Annotated in this window: 15 protein-coding genes, 1 tRNA gene and 1 pseudogene; 8 read left to right on the plus strand and 9 right to left on the minus strand. The window is 68.3% G+C overall.

Annotated features, from left to right (window positions below; all coding sequences use genetic code 11):
• The first annotated feature begins 86 nt into the window (after positions 1-86).
• Both J2S76_RS01690 and J2S76_RS01695 read left to right on the plus strand, forming a co-directional pair.
• A tRNA-Lys gene (locus tag J2S76_RS01690) sits at positions 87-163 on the plus strand.
• A 48-nt stretch (positions 164-211) separates the two neighbouring features.
• Positions 212-697, plus strand: a complete 486-nt coding sequence (locus J2S76_RS01695; protein ID WP_307056925.1) for a hypothetical protein — start codon at positions 212-214, stop codon at positions 695-697.
• Between the two features lie 37 nt (positions 698-734).
• Here the strand turns inward: J2S76_RS01695 and J2S76_RS01700 are convergent, their stop codons facing one another.
• Complete coding sequence (locus J2S76_RS01700; RefSeq protein ID WP_307056927.1) at positions 735-1,373, minus strand: alpha/beta fold hydrolase; 639 nt, start codon at positions 1,371-1,373, stop codon at positions 735-737.
• A gap of 109 nt (positions 1,374-1,482) precedes the next feature.
• Between J2S76_RS01700 and J2S76_RS01705 the strand changes: the two genes are divergently transcribed.
• Entirely contained in the window at positions 1,483-1,773 is a 291-nt protein-coding gene (locus tag J2S76_RS01705; protein WP_307057709.1) for a DUF2218 domain-containing protein, read from the plus strand.
• Between the two features lie 3 nt (positions 1,774-1,776).
• Here the strand turns inward: J2S76_RS01705 and J2S76_RS01710 are convergent, their stop codons facing one another.
• The gene (locus J2S76_RS01710) at positions 1,777-2,067 is read right to left on the minus strand and encodes a sulfurtransferase TusA family protein (protein ID WP_307056929.1); all 291 of its coding nucleotides are present in this window, start codon (positions 2,065-2,067) and stop codon (positions 1,777-1,779) included.
• Positions 2,068-2,210: 143 nt separating this feature from the next.
• Here J2S76_RS01710 and mobB point away from each other — a divergent pair, with 143 nt between their 5' ends.
• The gene (gene mobB, locus J2S76_RS01715; RefSeq protein WP_307056931.1) at positions 2,211-2,747 is read left to right on the plus strand and encodes a molybdopterin-guanine dinucleotide biosynthesis protein B; all 537 of its coding nucleotides are present in this window, start codon (positions 2,211-2,213) and stop codon (positions 2,745-2,747) included.
• Here mobB and mobA read toward each other — a convergent pair.
• From mobA to recG, 3 genes are read right to left on the minus strand one after another with little or no spacing between them, the layout of a single operon-like run.
• Positions 2,732-3,349 (minus strand): molybdenum cofactor guanylyltransferase MobA, encoded by a 618-nt coding sequence (mobA, locus tag J2S76_RS01720; protein WP_307056933.1) that lies wholly within the window; start codon positions 3,347-3,349, stop codon positions 2,732-2,734. The genes mobB and mobA overlap by 16 nt on opposite strands.
• Entirely contained in the window at positions 3,346-3,783 is a 438-nt protein-coding gene (locus J2S76_RS01725; protein ID WP_307056935.1) for a YbaN family protein, read from the minus strand. Before J2S76_RS01725 ends, mobA begins: the two co-directional genes overlap by 4 nt.
• Before the next feature lie 10 nt (positions 3,784-3,793).
• Entirely contained in the window at positions 3,794-5,875 is a 2,082-nt protein-coding gene (gene recG / locus J2S76_RS01730) for an ATP-dependent DNA helicase RecG (protein ID WP_307056937.1), read from the minus strand.
• 340 nt (positions 5,876-6,215) lie between these two features.
• Here recG and J2S76_RS01735 point away from each other — a divergent pair, with 340 nt between their 5' ends.
• Both J2S76_RS01735 and mfd read left to right on the plus strand, forming a co-directional pair.
• Positions 6,216-6,512 carry an FAD assembly factor SdhE gene (locus J2S76_RS01735; RefSeq protein ID WP_307056939.1) on the plus strand — a complete coding sequence of 99 codons (297 nt, stop codon included), beginning with the start codon at positions 6,216-6,218 and terminating at the stop codon, positions 6,510-6,512.
• Between the two features lie 13 nt (positions 6,513-6,525).
• Entirely contained in the window at positions 6,526-10,041 is a 3,516-nt protein-coding gene (gene mfd, locus J2S76_RS01740; protein WP_307056941.1) for a transcription-repair coupling factor, read from the plus strand.
• Positions 10,042-10,200: 159 nt separating this feature from the next.
• On the opposite strand, the gene J2S76_RS01745 is transcribed toward mfd, so the two are convergent.
• Entirely contained in the window at positions 10,201-10,509 is a 309-nt protein-coding gene (locus tag J2S76_RS01745; RefSeq protein WP_307056943.1) for a hypothetical protein, read from the minus strand.
• 185 nt (positions 10,510-10,694) lie between these two features.
• Positions 10,695-12,584, minus strand: coding sequence for an extracellular solute-binding protein (locus tag J2S76_RS01750; protein ID WP_370874674.1), 1,890 nt, complete (start codon positions 12,582-12,584; stop codon positions 10,695-10,697).
• A gap of 182 nt (positions 12,585-12,766) precedes the next feature.
• Here J2S76_RS01750 and J2S76_RS01755 point away from each other — a divergent pair, with 182 nt between their 5' ends.
• Positions 12,767-13,522 (plus strand): invasion associated locus B family protein, encoded by a 756-nt coding sequence (locus tag J2S76_RS01755; RefSeq protein WP_307056945.1) that lies wholly within the window; start codon positions 12,767-12,769, stop codon positions 13,520-13,522.
• A gap of 101 nt (positions 13,523-13,623) precedes the next feature.
• On the opposite strand, the pseudogene J2S76_RS01760 reads toward J2S76_RS01755, so the two are convergent.
• A pseudogene (locus J2S76_RS01760) lies at positions 13,624-13,755 on the minus strand (heat shock protein HspQ); the annotation flags it as partial.
• Between the two features lie 407 nt (positions 13,756-14,162).
• Positions 14,163-14,510 carry a heat shock protein HspQ gene (hspQ, locus tag J2S76_RS01765; RefSeq protein ID WP_307056947.1) on the minus strand — a complete coding sequence of 116 codons (348 nt, stop codon included), beginning with the start codon at positions 14,508-14,510 and terminating at the stop codon, positions 14,163-14,165.
• A 165-nt stretch (positions 14,511-14,675) separates the two neighbouring features.
• On the opposite strand from hspQ, the gene J2S76_RS01770 reads away from it, so the two are divergent.
• On the plus strand, positions 14,676-15,638 hold the full coding sequence (locus J2S76_RS01770; protein WP_307056949.1) for an AEC family transporter: 963 nt from the start codon (positions 14,676-14,678) through the stop codon (positions 15,636-15,638).
• Position 15,639: the final 1 nt, after the last annotated feature.

A 15,639-nucleotide genomic window follows, 5' to 3' on the forward strand; every position in this document is an offset into this window, starting at 1 on the left:
ATCGCTGTGGGCCTCGAAACGCGGGGCATGAATGGCCACGGCCGCTTGCCTTCGCGGAGCGAAACCCTTAATCCCCATTCGCGTGGGGGCCCGTAGCTCAGCTGGTTAGAGCGCGTGACTTTTAATCATGAGGTCCTGGGTTCGAGTCCCAGCGGGCTCACCACGCGCAAAGGCGTTGTTCCTGAAGTCGTTTTCAGCAGCAGGTGTTGATATGTCCTACGCACAGCTTCTCCCGGCCACGGCCTTCGCCCTTGCCCTCGGCGCTGCCCAGCCGGCTCTGGCGGCGGGTGGTTTCGAGTGCCCAGTGAGCACAATTGAGGCCTCCCATGCCGCCACCATCAAGGCGGCGCTGCCGACCGGCGATGGGCTCGACGCGCCGGTCGCGCTGGACGCGGCGGTCGATTCGCTGCGCGCTAAGGGCATCGGCTCGGGGCTGATCATTGATGGTGTGATCACCGCCTACTGCCCCTCCGTGGCGGCGCTGACCGGGCTGAGCGATGCGGCCAAGACCGCGAAGCTTGCCACCTTCGCCTCGCGCGTCACCCGCACCGTCTATGCGCTCGACAGCGCCGACGCGGTGATCCTCGACGTCGCCTTCCCGCCGGCAATTCTCAACGCTATCAACGCCAAGGCCGCCGCGGCCAAGGTGTCGCCCGAAGCGTGGGTGCGCGGTGCCGTCGATGCTGCTCTGAAATAAGCCTTTGCGCTGGCTCTCTTTTCGTGAGCCAGCGCCGTCAGTTTCCGGTGAGGGATTCCAGCCGGGCGATGACGGTCTGGTGGAACTGATCGAGCGTGTCGATGCTCGTATGGTCGATACCGGGCTGGCCGGAGAGGTCGATATTCTCCAGGTCGCCGGTGTAGCCGGGCGTCGCCTCAACCGGCACGCCGAAGCCGTCCGCAGCCCAGAAATTGATGAGAATCGCGACATTCTGCGGCACCGGATCGGGCGCCGTGGCGTCGAAAGTGACCGCGAGGTCGACCGGAATATTCTGCGTTTCCAACGCATTAGCAACCGTTATGACAGCGTTGGCGCCCAGCGAATGGCCGATCAGAATCGTGGGGCCTTCATGTCCCTCACGCGCGCGCTGGTCGATCAGGGCGATAACCTGCTGCGCCTCGTCCCAGCCATAGATCTCCGCGTGATAGCCTTGGGCGACCAGCTCCTGCGCCAGCGCATCAAGTCCTTGCGAGAACACGCCAAACAGCCCACGCAGCAGATAGACATGGGTATCGGCGCGCCCCGGCAGCGGCGCGGCGGCGCTCTGGCCGTGATGCGGCGCATGGGCCGGATTGGCGTGACCGGTGAGTGCAGTGAGGTGGACGATCGGTGCGATGAGAGCAAGAAGGGTGAGCAGGCGCAGCAGCCGTTTCATTCTGTGACCCCGGAGCGTAGAAGCTTCCGCTAGATAGACCAGCTTGCCGCCGATTAGCCATCCTCGGCTGAACCTCGCCCTGTCGAGACCCGTCATGACCAGCCCCGACATGCCCAGCACCTTTGCAACCGTGCCGACTTCCCATGCCAACCGCTATCTCCAGCAGCTCTGTAAGCACTGGACGCACAAGCTGGAGGTGAGCTTCACCCCCGAGCGGGGCGTGGTGGGCTTTCCCGGCGGCACGGTCGCCACGCTGGAGGCCGGGCCGGAGGGGCTGGCGGTGCGGATCGAGGCGCCGGATGTGGAGATGCTGGAAGAGATGAAGGGCGTCGTCGCCCGCCATCTCGATCGCTTCGCCTTCCGCGAGGCGCCACTGCGCTTCGACTGGCAGCCGGCCTGAACCCTATCCGGCCGCGCCCGCTTTTCCGTCACCCGTTTTTTCAGCAGCCGCTTTTCCATCACCCTTGCGAATGCGGAAAGAGAGCACGCCCCCGGTCTGCGCCTGCGCTTCCAGCACATGGCCGTCCTGGCGGGCGAGGTGGGGAATGTCGATCGCCGCCATCGGGTCGGTGCAGTCGATGTGGATCACCGCCCCCGGCGCGGCGCGCGCCAGCGCCCGCCTTGTGTGCAGCGCCGGCAGCGGGCACTTCATTCCCTTGAGGTCGAGCCTGAGCGGCGCGTCGTCGTGATCCATGGCACCCTTCCGCGCCGGGGTTAGGACGGGCCGGCGCGGCGGGCAAGCGGAAAGCGTGATCGGGCGATGCCGCCTCCCGGCTTGACGACAGCGCCGTCGCGACGCGAAGTGCCGGAAAGACGGAACGGGCAGGGGAGGCGTGCATGCGGCTGATCGGATTCGCGGGGTGGAGCGGCGCGGGCAAGACCACGCTGCTGGCGCGGCTGATTCCCGTGCTGGTGGGGCGCGGACACCGTGTCTCCACGGTGAAGCACGCCCATCACAATTTTGATGTCGACAAGCCGGGCAAGGATTCGCACACCCACCGCACGGTCGGGGCCAGCGAAGTGCTGATCTCCTCGGCCAATCGCTGGGCGCTGATGCACGAACTGCGCGGCGCCCCCGAACCCGATCTGCCGGAACTCGTCGCCCGGCTGTCGCCGGTCGATCTCGTGCTGGTGGAAGGCTTCAAGCATGACCGCCATCCCAAGATCGAGATTCACCGGGTGGAGATCGGCAAGCCCTTCCTCTACCCCGACGACCCGTTCATCGTCGGCCTCGCCTCCGACCGGGTCGTGCCGGGCTGCCCGCGCCCGGTGATCGACCTCGCCGATATCGAGGCCATCGCCGATTTCGCCGACCAGCACGCCGTGCCGGTGGCCGGCATCGCCTGGCGGCCGGTGGATCAGAGCGCGGGATAGGCCGCGAGCAGGCGCTCGGCCGCCAGAAGGTCGTCGGGTGTGTTGATGTTCAGGAACGGGTCGACCGGCGCCTGCGGCCATTCCACCGGAACGGCGCCGCTGTGCCGGGCCCAGTTCATCATCCGGCGCTCATCCTCCTCCACCAGCAGGCGGCGCAGGGTATCCCGGGACGCCACCGGCCACAGGCCGACCACCGGATGCTCCCGCCCGCCGGAGACGGCATAGGCCGCCCCTGAGCCCTGCGCCGCCGCCGCCAGCCGTGCGGCAAGGTCGCGCGGCAGAAAGGGACAGTCGCTCGGCACGGTGAGCAGGAAGCGGGTGGCCGGCACGTCGCGCGCCAGATGATCGAGACCGGCGAGAATGCCGGCGAGCGGGCCGGGATGGCCGGGAAGCGTGTCCGCCACCACAGGCAGGCCAAGGCCGAAACGCACTGCGGGCCCATTGGCGTTCAACAGCAGCGGCGAGACCTGCGGGGCGAGCCTTTGGGCGATGCGCGCGAGGATGGTCTCGCCGCCGAGACGCTGCAGCCCCTTGTCGCCGCCGCCCATGCGCCGCGACAGGCCGCCGGCGAGGATGAGGCCGGCAGGAACGGCGGGTGTCATGCGGTCGGCCGGGTCAGCAGATAGCCCGACACGCCGAGAAAGATGGCGCCTATGATCGCCAGCACCGGAACCGGTAGGCCGATGACCACCAGCAGCGCGAAGCTGCCGGCCATGCTGGCGCTCGCGGTCAACTGCGCCCAGCGCGGCACCGCCCCGCTCGCGCGCCACGCCACCACCGAAGGACCGAGGCGGGGATGGGTGAGCAGCCAGCGCTCGAAGCGCGGCGAGGAGCGGGTGAACAGCCAGGCGGCGAGGATGAGGAACACGGTGCCGGGCATAACGGGCGTGACGATACCGACAATGCCCAGCCCGACGCACAGCCAGGCAAGGGCAAACATCGCCCAGCGCACAGGTGCCGCAAGGGAAGACGTCTTCCGCTCTTGCTCCGTCATGCAGGGGTGCATCACCACATCGCCAAGTCGTTCGATCCTCATCCTATAGTCATCACCCCGCGCTGAGCAGCTTCACCGCCACGTCGCGCTCGAAAACATGTAGCAACAGCCGCAGCGCCGCGCCACGCGGGCCCTGAAGATCGGAATCGTTCTTGACTGTTTCAAGCGCCTCCGCCCGCGCCTGAACCAGCAAATCGCCATGCACGTCGAGCCGCGCCAGCCTGAAGCCGGGAAAGCCGCTCTGGCGCGTGCCGAGAACATCGCCCTCGCCACGCAGCTTCAGATCCTGCTCGGCAAGGAAGAACCCGTCCTCGGAGGAGCGCAGCGCCTCCAGCCGCTGACGGGCGATCTCGCCGAGCGGGCGGCGATAGAGCAGCACGCAGGTGGACGCCTCCGAGCCGCGCCCGACCCGGCCCCGCAGCTGGTGAAGCTGGGCGAGGCCGAAACGTTCCGCATGCTCGATCACGATGATGCTGGCTTCCGGCACGTCGACGCCCACCTCGACCACCGTGGTGGCGACGAGGAGCTGGGTTTCCCCGGTGGCGAAGGCGGCCATCGCCGCATCCTTCTCCGCCCCCTTCATCTTGCCGTGGACCAGGCCGACGCGGGCGCCGAAATGCGCCTGCAATTCACTGAAGCGCGCCTGCGCGGCGGCGAGGTCGGAGGTTTCCGATTCCTCGACCAGCGGGCAGATCCAATAGGCGCGCCGCCCCTCTTCCAGCGCGCGGCCGAGGCGGGCGACGATCTCGTCGATGCGGTCGGTGGGAATGGCGCGGGTGTCGATCGGCTGGCGGCCGGCCGGCTTCTCCCGCAATTCGCTGGAATCCATGTCGCCGAAATAGGTCAGCACCAGCGTGCGGGGGATAGGCGTCGCGGTCATGACGAGCACATCCACCGCCTCGCCCTTGGCGGCGAGCGCGAGGCGCTGGTGCACGCCGAAGCGGTGCTGCTCGTCGACAATGGCGAGCGCGAGGTCGTGGAAGTCGACGCCGTCCTGAAACAGCGCATGGGTGCCGATGACGAGGTCGATCGCGCCGCTCGCGAGCCGGCCGAGGATCTCGGTGCGGGCGCGGCCCTTCTCGCGGCCGGTGAGCAGGGCGACGGAGAGGCCGGCCTTTTCCGCCAGCGGGGCGATGGTCTTCATGTGCTGGCGGGCGAGGATTTCGGTCGGCGCCATCAGCGCCGCCTGCCGCCCGGCCTCGATGACGGTGGCCGCCGCCAGCAGCGCCACCACAGTCTTGCCCGAGCCGACATCGCCCTGCAGCAGCCGCAGCATGCGGTCCTCTGACCCGAGATCGGCGCGGATCGCCTTCAGCGCCTCGGTCTGCGAGCCGGTGAGAGCGAAGGGCAGGGCGGCTAGGATGCGGCCCGCAACCGCCCCGTCGCCCAGGCTCGGCCGCCCGGCCTGTTTCACCGTGCTGGCGCGCAGAAGCGCGAGGGCGAGCTGGCCGGCGAGCAGCTCGTCATAGGCGAGCCGCTGCCAGGCCGGGCCGAGCGGGCTGGCATCCAGCGCGTCGCGCGGCTGGTGCACCTTGCGCAGGGCGGCGAGGAAGCCGATCTCAGGCGCCTCATCCCGCCATTCCGGCAGGTCGTGCGCCTGCGCCAGCGCCGCCTCGATGGCGCGCCTGACATGGCCCTGGCCGAGCCCTTCGACGAGGGGATAAAGCGGCTCGATCGGCGGCAGCTTGGCGAGGCCGGCGGCGTCGACCACCCGGTCGGGGTGAACCATCTGCGCCATGCCGTCGTACAGCGTCACGGTGCCCGACACCCAGCGCGTCTCGCCAATGGGGAGAAGTCGCTCCATCCAGCTGCGCTCGGCCTTGAAGAAGGCCAGCGTCAGGTCGCCGGTGGCGTCGTGGCCATAGACGCGGTAGGGCGCACGGGAACCGGGTGGGGTGGGGACATGGCGGTCGACATGGATTTCCACCGTCACCACCGTGTCGGGCACGACCTCCGCCAGCGTCGGGCGCGCCCTTCGGTCGATGGTGGAGGAGGGCAGGTGCAGGAGAAGGTCGAGCACCCGCGCGCCCTCCTCCCGCCCGAGCAGGCGGTTGAACGGACGGGCGAGCTTGGGGCCGATGCCGGGCAGGCCGGTGATCTCGGCGAAATAGGGATTGAGGATGTCGGGCCGCATGATGCCGGGAAGGTGGACGAAGCCGCGCCGGGGCGCAATGCGCTCGGCTGTGGCATCAGGGGGATGGATTCGGATGAAGCGACTTCGCTGGGTCCCGGATCGGCGCTCCGGCTCCGGCGTCGTTTGTCCGGGACACGTCGCCCGTTTCCCGGACCAGCGGCACAAAGTGCCGGGCCGATCCGGGACCCAGCAAACGCTCTTCGGCGAAAGCCATTCGGCATTTCCAGAGGGCGTTGGGCACATCCCCATCCAATGCCCACCTGACAGCGGCGCCCGTGCGCGCTAGAACCACCGGCTTCCGTGCGTCGCATTTCCGGCGCCCCGCCACCGAGGTCTCGACATGACCGGCACCACGCGCTCCAGCGCGGGCCTCGATGCCCGCCGCCGCCGCATTCTCTACCGCTCCTGGCATCGCGGCACCCGCGAGATGGACCTGCTGATGGGCCGCTTCGCCGATGCCTGCATCGGCGAGCTGAGCGAGGAGGACGTCGCCGCCTTCGAGCTGCTGATCGAGGTCGAGGACCCGGACCTCTATGGCTGGCTCGGCGGCGCCCCGCCGGCGCCTGATTTCGACACCCCGCTTTTCCACCGCTTCCGGCAGTTCCACCTGTCGGGAGAGGGCGTTCCCGAGATATGAAGACCGCGACCACATGAAGACGCCGCTTGCCTCCCTGACCAAACGCCTGGCCCCCGGCCGGACGCTGACCCTTGCCAATGTGCCCGCCGGCATGGAGGGGCTGGTCGTCGCCGATCTCGCCCGCGCTCTGGCGGCGCAGGACGACGCGCCCTGGCCGACCCTCATGGTCATCTGCCGCGATACCGACCGCATGGGCGAGCTGGAGCGCGCGCTCGGCTTCTTCGCGCCGGGCGTCGAGGTGCTGCCCTTCCCGGCCTGGGACTGCCTGCCCTATGACCGCGCCTCGCCCAATGCGGCGATCATCGCCCGCCGGATGACGACGCTGGCGCGGCTCGCCCGGGTGAAGGGCCGCGAGGCCGGCACCATCGTGCTGACCACGGTGAACGCCGCGCTGCAGCGCGTGCCGAGGCGCGCCCTCATCGCCACCCAGTCCTTCTCGGCGGCGCCGGGCAATGCGCTGTCGCTCGACGAGGTGGTCGGCTGGGCCGAGATCAACGGCTTCCAGCGCACCTCCACCGTGCGCGACACCGGCGAATATGCGGTGCGCGGCGGCATTGTCGACCTGTTCCCGCCGGGCATGCCGATGCCGGTGCGGCTCGATTTCTTCGGCGACACCCTCGAATCGATCCGCTCCTTCGATCCCGAGACCCAGCGCACCGCCATGCAGATGCGCGCGCTCGACCTGGTGCCGATGAGCGAATTGCAGCTCACCAGCGAGACGATGAAGCGTTTCCGCATGGCCTATGTCGCCGCCTTCGGCGCGGCGCCGCGCGGCGACCTGCTTTATGAGGCGGTGAGCGAGGGCCGGCGCTATCCCGGCATGGAGCACTGGCTGCCACTGTTTCATGACGGGCTCGACACGCTGTTCGACTACGCCCCGAACGCCCCCGTGGTGATGGAGGCGCAGGGCAATGAGGCCGCCGCCTCGCGGCTCGAACAGATCGCCGATTATTACGACGCCCGCCGGCACGGGCTGGAGCATGGCGGCGGCGCCGTGCCCTACAAGCCGCTGCCGCCGGACGCGCTCTATCTCACGGCGGAGGAGTGGAAGACCCACCGCGAGGGCGCGCGCAACCTCGCCATTTCCGCCTATGCGCTGCCGGAATCGAAGGATGTGATCGACCTCGACGGCCGCAATGCGCGCTCCTTCGCGCCGGAGCGGGCGGACCCGGAGGCGGCGCTGTTCGACATTGCCGCCGCCTATCTGCGCGAGCTGGCGAAATCCAAGCGCACCATCCTTGCCGCCTGGTCGGATGGCTCGCGCGACCGGCTTGCCACCGTGCTGGCCGACCACGGCCTCAAGGGCACGCAGACGGTCGGCTCGCGCGATGCCGCCGAGGCGCTGCCCAAGGGCACGATCGCGCTCGCCGTGCTCGGCATCGAGGCCGGCTTCGAGACCGACGCCCTCGCCATCATCGGCGAGCAGGACATTCTCGGCGACCGGCTGGTGCGGCCCAAGCGCAAGGGCCGCCGGCCGCAGGACGTGATCGCGGAACTGGGCGCGCTCACCGCCGGCGACCTCGTCGTGCATGTCGACCACGGCATTGGCCGCTTCATCGGGCTCAAGACCATCGAGGCGATGGGCGCCCCGCATGACTGCCTGGAAATCCACTACGCGGAAGGCTCCAAGCTCTTCCTGCCGGTGGAGAATCTGGAACTGCTGTCGCGCTACGGCTCGGAGGATACCGAGGCGCAGCTCGACCGGCTGGGCGGCGGCGGCTGGCAGGCGCGCAAGGCGCGGATGAAGAGCCGTATCCGCGAGATGGCGGCCGAACTGATCAAGGTCGCGGCGCAGCGCCATACCCAGGAGGCGCCGCGCCTGGTGCCGGCGGCCGGGCTCTATGACGAGTTCCGCGCCCGCTTCCCCTATGAGGAGACCGAGGACCAGGAGGCCGCCATCGAGGCGGTGTTCGACGATCTCGGCTCCGGCCACCCGATGGACCGGCTGGTGTGCGGCGATGTCGGCTTCGGCAAGACCGAGGTGGCGCTGCGCGCGGCCTTCGCCGTGGCGCTGAACGGCAAGCAGGTGGCGGTGGTGGTGCCGACCACGCTGCTGGCGCGCCAGCACTTCAAGACCTTCACCGAGCGCTTCAAGGGCCTGCCTGTCGTGGTGCGGCAGGCCTCGCGCCTCGTGACCGGCAAGGAGCTTTCCGAGACCAAGAAGGGCCTTGCCGACGGCACGGTGGACATCGTGGTCGGCACCCATGCGCTGCTGGGCAAGGCGATTTCCTTCCGCGATCTCGGCCTCGTCATCGTCGATGAGGAGCAGCATTTCGGCGTCAGCCACAAGGAGCGGCTGAAGCAGATGCGCGCCGAGGTGCATGTGCTGACCCTGACCGCCACGCCGATTCCGCGCACGCTGCAGCTGGCGATGACCGGGGTGCGCGAGCTCTCCATCATCGCCTCGCCGCCGGTGGACCGCCTCGCGGTGCGCAGCTTCATCACCCCGTTCGATCCCTTGATCGTGCGCGAGGCGCTGCTGCGCGAGCGCTATCGCGGCGGGCAGAGCTTCTATGTCTGCCCGCGCATCGAGGACCTCGCCGAGGTGAAGGACTTCCTCGACAAGGCGGTGCCGGAGGTGAAGGTCGCCGTCGCCCATGGCCAGATGGCGGCGACCCAGCTCGAAGAGATCATGTCCGCCTTCTATGACGGGCAGTTCGACGTGCTGCTCTCGACCACCATCGTCGAATCCGGCCTCGACATCCCCACAGCCAACACGCTGATCATCCACCGCGCCGACATGTTCGGCCTCGCCCAGCTCTACCAGCTGCGCGGGCGGGTGGGGCGCTCCAAGACGCGGGCCTATGCCATCTTCACCCTGCCGGCGCAGAAGCAGGTGACGGCGCAGGCCGACCGCCGGCTGAAAGTGCTGCAGTCGCTGGATACGCTGGGGGCGGGCTTCCAGCTCGCCAGCCACGACCTCGACATTCGCGGCGCCGGCAATCTGCTCGGCGACGAGCAGTCCGGCCATATCAAGGAGGTCGGCTACGAGCTCTATCAGGAGATGCTGGAGGAGGCGATCGCCAACCTCAAGGCCGGCATCACCGCGCCGGTGGCGGACAAGTGGTCGCCCACCATCTCGATCGGCACGCCGGTGCTGATCCCGGAGGACTATGTGACGGACCTGCATGTCCGCCTCAGCCTCTATCGCCGCCTCGCCGACATGGAGACCGATGCCGAGCTCGAATCGATGGGCGCGGAAATGGTCGACCGCTTCGGCACGCTGCCGGAAGAGGTGGAGCAATTGCTCAAGCTGGTGGGGATCAAGGCGCTGTGCCGCCGCGCCAATGTCGAGAAGGTGGATGCCGGCCCGCGCGGCATGGTGCTGACCTTCCGCGACGGACGCTTCCCCAACCCGGCCGGCTTCATCGCCTATGTCGGCAAGCCGCATGTGGTGGCGAAGATGCGGCCCGACGGCAAGGTGATGTTCTCGGAGGACTGGCCGAGCGCCAATGCGCGGCTCAAGGGCAGCGCCGGCATTCTGAAAGAGCTGGCGAAGATCGCCGAGCAGGGGGCGAAGGCGGCGTAAGCGCCGCCTCGCGGGGCCAACCATCATCCCGGCCGCCGCCGAAGGCGTCGAGCCGGGATCGTCCCCAGTATGGCGTCGCGATCCCGGACAGGACCTGCGGTCCTTCCGGGATGACGCGGGGGAGGGGCTCCGGCGCGTGCCGCCCCTCAGAATTCGCGATCAGTCCAGCGGGCTCTCATAGGCGCCGTCGCTGTCGGGCATCACGTCGGCGTCGACATCCGAGCCGGGGCCGCTGAGGTTTTCGTAATTGCCGCCGGCCTGCTCCATATAGTCCTGGCTCTTGTCCGCCCCCGGCTTGTCCGGCAGCGGGCCGTAATCGAGATAATTCGGGTTGTTGATCGGCGGAATGCTGATCTCCAGCCCGCCCCCGGCCGGCTGGTTCGGATGCACCTCGATCGGCTGCTGCGCGCCGGCAGGCGCGAGGCCCGCGACGAGGAGGGCGGCGACGGAAAGGACGGCGTAACGCATGGACTTCGCTCCAGCACTTCATTCGGACGCGGAAGGCCTGCCTTCGCTGGCCGCCCGCGCGCACTGCCCTTAAGGACCGCGTTCGGGCGCGGCTGTCCAGCGCTTCATGCGCGCGATGACGCGGATTTGGCCGGATGTGGCGGGCCGGCCCAACGCCGCGTGCGGCGTCGCCACCCCTTCGGCCGCTATCCCTTGCCCTGCCACCAGCTCTCCGCCAGCGTGCCGGAGAGTGCCAGCGTCTGCGGCCGCTCCACCTTGCGCCAGCGCGCGATCCACTGGCCCGGCGTGTAGAACAGCGGCACCGAGAACTGCGCGGAAATCAGCACCCGGTCGAGCGCCCGCACCGCCGAGACGAAATGCTCCCGCTCGCGCGCCGCCAGCAGCGCCGCGATCATCGCATCCGCCGCCGGGCTCTTCAGTCCCATGAAATTGCGCGTGCCGGGCGTATCGGCAGCGGCGGAGCCGAAATAGAACGCCTGCTCATTGCCGGGGGAAAGCGACTGGTCCCAGATATAGGGCACCATGTCGTAGTCATAGTTTTGCTTGCGGGCCTCGAACTGCACATTGTCGACGAGGCGGATGTTCAGCCGCACCCCGGCGCGGCGCAGCATGTTCTGATAGGCAAGCGCCAGGCGCTCCTGGTCCTTGGTGCCGACGAGCAGCTCCGGGGCGAAGGGCTGGCCGGTGGCGCGGCTGGTCAGCGTGCCGGCCTTCAGCTCCCAGCCGGCCGCCGCGAACAGGTCCAGAGCCTCGCGCATCCGCACACGGTCGCGGCCCGAGCCGTCCGAGCGCGGGGCATGCCATGAGCCGTCCATCGCCTGCGGCAGCACGGCGTCGGGATAGGGGGCGAGCAGCGCCCGCTCGCGCGCATCGGCCGGGCGGCCGAGGCAGGAGAGCTCGGAATCGTCGTAGAAGCTGCCATTGCGGCGGTAGAGGCCGAAATAGAGGTTGTGGTTGGCCCATTCAAAATCGAACAGCGCCACCATCGCCTGCCGCACCCGCACATCGGTGAAGAGCGGGCGGCGCATGTTGAAGATCAGCGCCGAATAGGGTTTTGGCGTGCCGGTGCCGACCTCCTCGGTGAGGATGCGCCCGTCCCGCACGGCGGGGAAGTCGTAGCCGGTCTTCCAGCGGCCGGGGTCGGTTTCGTAGCGTATGTCGTAGAGCCCGCGCTTGAAGGCTTCAAACTGCGCATTCACATCCCGGTAGAAGTCGTAGCGCAGGCTGTCGAAATTGAAATTGCCGCGATTGACCGGCAGCTCCGCGCCCCAATAGGAAGGGGCCCGCGCCATCAGCACGGTCTCGCCGGGCTTCACCTCGGTCACGGTATAGGGGCCGCTGCCGAGCGGCGCCTTGAAGCTGGTCTGCTCGAAGGTCTCAGGATCGGTGGCGTGGCGGGCCAGCACCGGCATGAGCGCGAGGATCAGCGGCAGTTCACGGTCGACCACGCCGAAGGTGAAGCGGATGGTGAGCCGATCCGTCACCTCGGCCTTCGCCACCTTGCCGTAATAGGTGCGGTGGTTCGGCCGGCCCTTGGCGCGCAGCAGCTCGAAGGAGAACAGCACGTCGTCCGCCGTCACCGGCGTGCCGTCGGAAAAGCGGGCGCGCGGGTCGATCTCGAAGGTGACATAGGAGCGCGCCGCGTCCGTCTCCACCCGGCGCGCCAGCAGGGCGTAGCAGGTGAAGGCCTCGTCCGGGCTGCGCGCCATCAGGCTTTCAACGATGTTCCAGCGCACGAAGGGCGGCGCGGTGCCGCGCACGATGAACGGGTTGAGGCTGTCGAAGGAGCCGACCGCGCCCTGGATCAACCGGCCGCCCTTTGGCGCGTCCGGATTGACGCTGCGGTAATGGGCGAAGCTGTCGGGGTATAGCGGCGCGCCATGCATGGCGATGCCGTGACTTGCGATGCTTTGACTCGCGATGCTCTGACTCGCGATGCTTTGGCTGGAGGTGACGGCGGGCGCCGGCGCGGCACTGTCCTGCGCCCGCGCGGGCGTCAGCAGCGGGTATCCGAGTGCCGTTCCGCCGGCAATTAAGACGTTGCGCCCAAAGGCTCGCCGGGTGATACCGCTCACGCATCGGCTCCTGGTCAGAGATTCGGCTCGTATTTGCCGCCGAGTTCTAGCATGAACCAGACACCGATATTTGCCGGGGTCACTCTGTCGCCTCAATTGCGCTTGAGACAGCCCCACGATCGCGTTATGGCGGCGAGGCGTCCGCTGTTGTCTCTACCCGGTTCGCTCGACAGGAACTCGACATGATCCATCGCTCCACTCTTGCGCGCAGCCTTGCTGGCGCCGCCCTGGCGCTGGCCTTCGCCGGTGGCGCCGCGCTTGCCCAGACGGCGCCGGCCAAGCCGGCCGCCAAGCCGGCCGCCCCTGCCGCCGCCGCCCAGCCGGCGCCTGCCGCCGGCCAGCAGGCCGCCGCCCCGCAGCAGATTCCCGCGATCCCGATTCCGTGGATGAAGCGCTGCCGGCAGGAGCCCTCGATCAACAAGGAGGTCTGCGAACTGGAGCAGACCATCATCACCGACACCGGGCAGTTCCTCGTCCGCTTCGGCGTGTTCGAAGTGCAGGACGACCCCAAGAAGGCCTTCACCGTCGCCTTCCCGACCGGCCTCCTGCTGCGTAACGGCTTTCGCGTGGCGCTGGCCAATGAGCAGCCGATCCTCGGCACCTTCGTGATGTGCGACGAGCGGTTCTGCCGTGGCGACATCCAGGTCGACCAGGGCTTCGTCGACCGCATGAAGAAGGCCCCGGGCCTGACGCTGCAGGTCGCCAATGCGGTGGGCCGCCTCATCTCCTACCCGATCGGGCTCGGCGATTTCGCCAAGGTCTATGACGGCCCGCAGACCGACCAGAAGGTGTTCGAGGCGCAGATCGCCAAGATCCAGGAGCAGGTGAAGGCCCGCCAGGAAGCGCTCAAGACCCAGGCCGAGCAGCGCGAGCAGCAGACCAAGGCCGGCCTCGAAAAGCTCGGCGCCGAGAAGCTGAAGAACGCCCCGGCCCAGTAAGGCGCGGTTGCCACGGCCGGACCTTCCGGCTGGCGGCCCCAGAATGCAGAACGCCCGGCGATGAGCCGGGCGTTTTCGATTCTGGACGAGGATCGCCGCCGCTATTGCAGCCGTTCGCTGCGCACCCGCCAGCCGCCATCGCCATCGGCCGCCAGCATTTCCGGGACCTGGGGATGGCGCACCGGCTCGCCTGTCGTGTCGAGTTCGAGGTTCTGCTCGGAGACATAGGCGACGGCGACATCCAGGTCGACCAGGGCTTCGTCGACCGCATGAAGAAGGCCCCGGGCCTGACGCTGCAGGTCGCCAATGCGGTGGGCCGCCTCATCTCCTACCCGATCGGGCTCGGCGATTTCGCCAAGGTCTATGACGGCCCGCAGACCGACCAGAAGGTGTTCGAGGCGCAGATCGCCAAGATCCAGGAGCAGGTGAAGGCCCGCCAGGAAGCGCTCAAGACCCAGGCCGAGCAGCGCGAGCAGCAGACCAAGGCCGGCCTCGAAAAGCTCGGCGCCGAGAAGCTGAAGAACGCCCCGGCCCAGTAAGGCGCGGTTGCCACGGCCGGACCTTCCGGCTGGCGGCCCCAGAATGCAGAACGCCCGGCGATGAGCCGGGCGTTTTCGATTCTGGACGAGGATCGCCGCCGCTATTGCAGCCGTTCGCTGCGCACCCGCCAGCCGCCATCGCCATCGGCCGCCAGCATTTCCGGGACCTGGGGATGGCGCACCGGCTCGCCTGTCGTGTCGAGTTCGAGGTTCTGCTCGGAGACATAGGCGACGTATTCGGTCTCCGCGTTCTCGGCGAGCAGGTGATAAAAGGGCTGGTCCTTGGTGGGCCGGATATGTTCCGGGATCGATTCCCACCATTCGTCCGTGTTGGCGAATTCGGGGTCGACATCGAACACCACGCCCCGGAACGGGTAGTGCCGGTGCCGGACGACCTCACCTATACGGTATTTGGCGTTGCGCTCTTTCATCATGAACTCGTCCGCCATCCTGAACTTGTCCGCCTTAGGAGTGGCGCCCCCGTAGCGGGCGACGCCAGAGCCTGTCAACCGCTGCCTATGCAACGCGCATGCCCAAACGCCGCGAACGCCGGGCCGCGATGAGGGCGAAAGATGGCGATTGACCAAGGCGAGGCGAGCCGGTAGCGAGCCCTGATGGACGAGGTCCTCGCGCTCGCGCTTCCCTTCTTCGGTGTGATCTTCCTGGGGCTGGGATGCGGCCGGCTGGCGCGCATTCCGGAGAGCGGCCTCGCCTGGCTCAGCTTCTTCATCATCTATCTGGCGCTGCCGGCCCTGTTTTTCTCGCTGGTGGCCCGCACGCCGTTTCACGAACTGACCAACGGCTCCTTCATCCTGGCGACGACGGCGACGACGGCGGTGTGCTTCACGCTCTCGCTGCTGGTCGGGCTGTGGCTGCGGCGCGGCAACCTGCCGGAAGCCACCATCGCCGCCATTGTCGGCTCCTATTCCAATGTCGGCTATATGGGGCCGGGACTGACGCTCGGCGCGCTCGGCGCTGGTGCCTCGGTGCCCACCGCGCTGATCTTCGTCTTCGACAGCCTGTTCTTCTTCACCATCGTTCCCGTGCTGATGGCGATGGGCGGGCGCGATCGCCGCGGGCTCGGCCACACCCTGCTGCTGGTGGTGCGCCGGGTCGTCACCCATCCGTTCAATGTCGCGACCTTTCTCGGGGTGCTGTCGGCCTATTTTGAATTCCACCCGCCGGCGGCGCTGGACAAGACGCTGGAATTCTTGCGCAACGCCGCCGCGCCCTGCGCGCTGTTCACGCTCGGCGTCTCGGTCGCGCTGCGGCCGATGGGGAAGATGCAGAGCGAGGTGCCGTGGCTGCTGGCGATCAAGCTCATCATCCACCCGGCGCTGGTCTGGCTGGTGCTGAGCCTGGTCGGCGGCTTCGATCCGGTGTGGATCGCCACCGCCGTGCTGATGGCGAGCCTGCCGCCGGCGCTGAACGCCTTCATCATGGCCAAGCAGTACGACACCTATGTCGCCGGCGCCTCCGGCGGCGTGCTGGTCGGCACGGTGGTGTCGGTGGCGACGGTCACCGCCATGCTCTACGCCCTGCAGCACGACATGCTGCCGCACGGCCTGCTGCAGTAAG

The organism is Ancylobacter vacuolatus, assembly GCF_030813595.1.
GTDB lineage: Bacteria > Pseudomonadota > Alphaproteobacteria > Rhizobiales > Xanthobacteraceae > Ancylobacter > Ancylobacter vacuolatus.